Raw genomic sequence first — 6,372 nt, 5'->3', positions numbered from 1 at the left:
TTAATTCAGTCTCACCGGTATTCCTTACAACGATTTCAAAGGTAACCTGGTCTCCAATCTTAACAGAAGGAGTTAATGTAATCTTTTCAACAGTGAAATCAGGAACCAAAACGGTAGTAGTATTATTGGAAGTCTTGTTATCAGTTTCATCAGAACCCGCAACAACAACATTAGTAAAATTACCTTTTACAGTAGTATTGAATTTAACAAATAAGTTGACGACTTCTCTTAAGAGTAATTCTCTGTTTAAAGTCCATACATTCTTTCCGTTAACGACAGAATGAGTCCAAAGACCATTATCAACAAAGGAATCATAGGTTAAACCGTCATGGGAAAACTCTTCAACAAATACGTTAGTTAAGTTAGTTTCACCAGTATTACGGACAACAATTTCAAATGTAACCTGATTACCAATATTAACAACAGGAGTTAATGTAATCTTGGAAACGTCCAAGCCAGGCTGAAGAACTTTGGTAGTGTTGTTTGCAGTCTTGTTATCGGTTTCGTTGGAACCTGCAACAACAACGTTTGTGAAATTGCCTATTTTGGTAGTGTTGAACTTAACAAAGAATCCAACAACTGCATTTAAGGATAAATTGCCTTTCAAAGTCCAGACATTCTTGCCGTTAACAAAGGAATGAGTCCAGAGACCATTGTCAACAAAGGAATCATAAATCAAGCCGTCATGGGATGACTCCTCAACAAATACGTTATTTAATACAGTCTCACCAGTATTCCTTACAACGATTTCGAATGTAACCTGATCGCCGATTTTAACTGAAGGGGTTGAGGTAATCTTTTTGACAGTAAAATCAGGAGTTAATACTGTGGTTGTATTATTGGTAGTCTTGTTGTCGGTTTCATCAGAGCCTGTAACGATTACGTTTGTGAAATTGCCTCTAACGGTAGTGTTGAAGTAAACAAACAAGTAAGCCACTCCGTTTAAACCAAGTTCATTATTCAAGGTCCAGACATTCTTGCCGTTAACAAAGGAATAAGTCCAAAAGCCATTATCGATAAATGAATCATAAATCAAACCGTTATGGGAAAATTCCTCAACAAATACGTTATTTAACTTAGTTTCACCTGTATTTCTTACAATAATTTCAAAGACCGCCTGGTCGCCGAGCTTAACGACAGGAGTAATTGTAATCTTTTCCACTTTAAAATTGGATTCAAGGACTTTTGTGCTGTTTGAAGCATTGTTATTGCTCATATTATTGTCCGGAGTGCTTGAATTAACAAAGACATTATTAACAATTGTTGTATTGCCCGTATTAACTTTAGTGGTAATTTTCAAGGTAGCTTTTGCTCCTTTAGATAAATTGCCTATTTCCCAGCGGCCGGTAGACGGATTGTACCTTCCATTGGAATCATCTCTTACATAAGTAAGGGTTTTAGGAATATTATCAATCGCATAAGCGTCTACAGCCATGTCCGGACCGTTATTGGTAACCACAATGGTCCAAGTAATCTCATCGCCGATAACACAGGTCTCATCTGAAACCAGTTTAATGACGCTCAAGTCTGCAAGGGGATTAGCAGAGGTTGTATTATTAGCTACATTATTTGAATAGTCAGGGTCATGAGTGCTGCTGTTAATTGTAGCAACGTTCAATATTGTCGTATTGGTAATGTTTACTATAGTCTTGATGTTTAATGTCACCGTCTGATTAACGTTAAGCGTGCCGATATTCCAGACGCCTGAACTTGCGTTATAATCGCCGTCAGCTCCGTTAAAGATTAATCCTGCAGGCAATTTATCAATGACATATGCATCGGATACATTATTATGGCCCTTGTTGGTAGCAAGGATAGTCCAGGTTATTTCATCGCCGAAATCAGGGTTCTTGTCTGAAACGAGCTTTTCTACAGCCAAATCGGCTACAGGAAGGATTTCAAAGTAGGTCATGTTCGTGATGTATTTGTATAATCCGTCTTCAAAGTGAGTAACGTTTACTGAATAGTTTCCAGGAGGAAGTCCCACCTTGGATACGCTGATATTACCGTAAATGCCTGTTTGGGAGGTGTAATTGATAACCACCTCACCGGTTTCAAGATGAATTACGATGATTGTAATGTTCTGTAAATCCTCACGTGAATCCTGATAAATGAGAGTACCGTTTTTACTGTTTTCAACGCCTTTTACCGGATTGATAATTTTATTTCCAGTATTTTGAGTTTGATTTACGGATGATTCATAAGTTACGTTATAAAAGAAAATGTTATCCGGTTCGCCGTCATTGTAGATTGCGTTGATAATGTTGTCTCCACCATTATGGGTAACGTTGATTGTCACAATTCCTTCAGGGTCATAATAGATGCGTTTTTCACTGGAAATCGTTGTCAGGAGATAACTCCAGGCCTGATTTTCAATGAAAGTGTCATCTTCAATGGACAAATTACGACCCCTGTTGTAAATGGTTGAACCGTTACGTGCCACGTTGTTTTCAAAATAACAGTAGGCAATGTCTGAATTGTCTCCACTGATGAAAATTGCCCCACCTAAACCCTGTTCCATGTTGTCGGTTGAAGCAATTGCAGTGTTTGAAGTGAAATTTGAATTTAAGATTCTTAAGTTGTCCCCCTCGGAATAAAGGGCACCACCATGCATTATTACATCATTGTTGTTGAAAACTGAATTGTTGATTAAGGTATTGTTCCCAACAACATATATTCCTGCTCCACTATTGGAAGCTGAGTTGTTTTCAAAAGTTGAATTGTCCACAAGGGTATTGTTCCCTACAATGTAGACAGTACCGCTTGAACATTCATGTTCATAGAATTCTGTATTGACTATGGATGAATTATTACCGTGAATATAAACAGCTGAACCGTTTCCGTTGGTTGCATAGTTATCATAAAAAGTACTGTTAACAATCCTGTTATAGTTACCTGTGATATGTACTGCTCCACCTTCTTCAGTACCTGTATTGTTTTTAAAGAAACAGTCCTCTATAATATTGTAATGTCCTTCAGAAATTCCATCCAAACCGTGATCGATACCTGCAAGCATGTAAGCTGCACCACGTTTTGCAGTATTGTCTTCAAAAGTACAGTTTTTAACTAATAAATAATTTTGACTGGAACCAATGGCTCCTCCTCTTTCCGTTGCAGTATTACCGATGAAAGTACAGTTTATAATGTTACTGTGATAATTTTCAGTTATCCCGGCGTTTCCGTGGACATAAATTGCTCCACCGACACCAGCACTACAGTTAATAAAATTAGAATTAAATATGTCTACTCTGTTATTCGTTTCCCCGGCAACACAGATTGCACCGGAGTGTCTGTTGGTCGTACAGTTTACAAAATTACAATGGTCCAATACTGAATTGTATGTAACGGCCATTGCAGCATACTCATAATCTGTTACATTCTCTGGTTCCAAAGAATGACAATTTGTAAAGTTCACATCATATAAGTTTGAATTTCTTATAACGAAACCTGCTACCGCAAGGGTAAAGTTTTCAAATGAAACATGTCTTAAAGTACAGTTTATAAAGAAATTCGGATACATACATACATCATTATAGTTCTTAAAAGTTATGTTTTCAAAATTACAGTTTTCAATAAAGTTACGTTTATTTATATCAATAGCAGAAACATTTCCCGCATCAAAAACACCGTTTATAAAAGTCAGCTGTTTATTGGTTGAAATGCTCGAATTACCATTTTGGACAGCAAATATAGTTTTTCCCTGAAGATCAATAATATCTCCATTGCCGGCTTTATCAATGGCTTCTCTTACATGAGCAAAATGATTACCGGTTATAGGAATGACTTTTGCTTGAAGAATGGAATCTTCATCCATGCTTATTCCTAATAAATCTTCATTTTTCTGATTTTCATATACTAAAATTTCTTCGCTTTCATTGCTTTCAAATGTATTTTCACTAGTTACTTCAATAGCTTCTTCTTCAATCAAAAAATCATTTTCAATAGCTAAGAAATCATCTGCCGAATCAGTAATATTTTCATTGGCACTGACAATTCCGATGCTAACGGATAAAATGATTAACGTAAGTAATATGTATAAAATCGACTTTTCCTTCATGATTACACCTAAATTATTTCTAAACTTATTATCATCTGATATGTCAGTTGTATTAATTAACTAAATTATTTTAATTTTAAGTTTTTGTTCATAAAAATCAAATTTTTTTCTACAATAGATATTTTTGAGAAAAATATAACGGACTTATATTATATATCTCATTATTATATTACTCCTCATCATATATAAACTATACATATTAATAATAAAATTTATATATATTACCATCTGATTATCTATTTGATATAAAATTATCTGACTGTATATTAATTTTAAAAAAAGTTGACAATGCCTATTTATAACAAAGTTATATTAGGAAATATCTAAAAAGAACAAACATTAAATAGAAAATATCCAATAATTTTGCTGAAATCTTTTTCTATTGGAACTAAAATTTATGGCTGATAAAAAATAAAAAGGGCGGGAAAATTGAATTTCCCTTAAATTCTCTATTTTCTTCTCCTTAATGCTGCACCTCCCAAAGCGATTAATGTAAGTAATACCATGATCAATGGATTACCTGTAGCAGGCAATACATTAACTTCTTTTTTAGGCTGTTCAGGAAGTTCAGATGGAGCTGTTTCATTTTTCTCAGGGACAACTTCAGGAGTTACAGGAGGTTCAGGAAGCGTTTCATTTTTAGGAACCTCTTTTTCAATGACTTCAGTAACGTTTTTTGCTGAAACCTTACCGGTCTTGTCGCTTGAAACGCTTACAATGTTTGTGAAGTTTCCTGCTTTGGTTGTGTCAAATACAACATAGAAGCTTAAGTATTCACCTGCATACAATGGAGTGTTAAGGGTCCATGACAAGTCGTTGTTTTTTGTCCACAATTTATTGTAGTCGATGAATGAATAGTATGTAAGGCCGTCAAATGAATCTTCGCTGACAACGACATTATTCAACACCACTTTACCTGTGTTTTGAACAATGATTTCAAAGAGCACCTGTTCACCTACATAGACTGTCCTGTTTATTGTTATCTTTTGAATGCTTAATCCCGGAGTTAATACTTCTACAGTATCATTTGCTGTTTTGTTAGGTATTTCCTTAGAATCAACAACTATAACATTCATGAATTCACCAGCTGAAGTCGTATTGAATACTACAAAGAATCCTGCATATTCACCAACATGTAACGGAGTATTTAAACTCCAGGTCAAGTCAGCGTTTTTGGTCCACAAACCGGTGTAGTCAATGAATGAATCATAAAGCAATCCTTCGAATGATTCTTCACGGACAACAACATCGTTTAAGGTTACCTGGCCGAAGTTGTGAACTACAATTTCAAACATCACTTGATCTCCAACTAAAACGCTTTTGTTGATTGCTATTTTTTCAACTGCGAAATCAGGCTTGATTACTTCAACAGTATCATTAGCCGTCTTATTTCCAGTTTCATTACTACTGACAGATGCAAAATTAATAAACTCTCCAGTAGTTGTTGTATTGAATATTAGATAGAATGCAACGATTTCACCTGTGTATAAAGGAGTTTTCAATGTCCAGGTCAGATTATCGTTTCTAATCCACAATCCAGTATAGTCAATGAATGAATCGTAAACGAGACCTTCAAATGATTCTTCGCTTACAACAACATTATTTAAGATAACATTACCTGTGTTTTTAACGACGATTTCAAATCTGACTTGGCTTCCTAAAATCACAACGTCGTTCAATGCAATCTTTTCAATGAAAATATCTGGATTTTTATCAGGTTCATCTTCATCATCTGGAACAGTATTGTTGTAAACGGTAGTTGTATTGTTTGCAATCTTGTTTTCTGTTTCAGTTGATCCGACAGTTACGATATTGGTAAAGTTACCGACGACAGTAGTATTGAATCTGACCGTCAATACAACGATTTCATTAATATTCAAGTTTCCGTTTAAAGTCCAGAAATTCTTGCCATGGACAACAGAGTGAGTCCAAAGACCATTATCAACAAAAGAATCATAAATCAAACCATCATAGGAAGATTCCTCAACAAACACATTAGTTAAAACAGTCTCACCAGTATTCCTAACAACAATCTCAAAGACCACCTGATCACCAATCTTAACAACAGGAGTCAAAGTAATCTTAGAAACATCCAAACCAGGCTCAAGAACAGTAGTAGTATTATTAGTAGTCTTATTCTCAGTTTCATTAGAACCACCAACAACAACATTAGTGAAATTACCTCTAACAGTAGAATTAAAGACAACAAACAAACTAACAACCTCATTAACCGTTAAATTCTTATTCAAAGTCCAAACATTCTTGCCATTAACAACAGAGAGAGTCCAAAGACCATTATCAACAAAAGAATCATA

General features: G+C 35.0%; 2 protein-coding genes. Both read right to left on the bottom strand.

Features of this window, described 5'->3' with window-relative positions; all coding sequences use genetic code 11:
• The coding region (locus F3G70_RS11780; protein WP_149732900.1) for an anti-sigma factor domain-containing protein at nucleotides 1–4,057 on the bottom strand (4,057 nt) is incomplete at its 3' end.
• A 449-nt stretch (nucleotides 4,058–4,506) separates the two neighbouring features.
• Nucleotides 4,507–6,372, bottom strand: a 1,866-nt coding sequence (locus F3G70_RS11775; RefSeq protein ID WP_149732899.1) for a DUF11 domain-containing protein, incomplete at its 5' end; no start/stop codon positions are given.

The organism is Methanobrevibacter millerae, from assembly GCF_900103415.1.
GTDB lineage: Archaea > Methanobacteriota > Methanobacteria > Methanobacteriales > Methanobacteriaceae > Methanocatella > Methanocatella millerae.
This window is presented reverse-complemented; position numbering and strand designations above follow the sequence as displayed.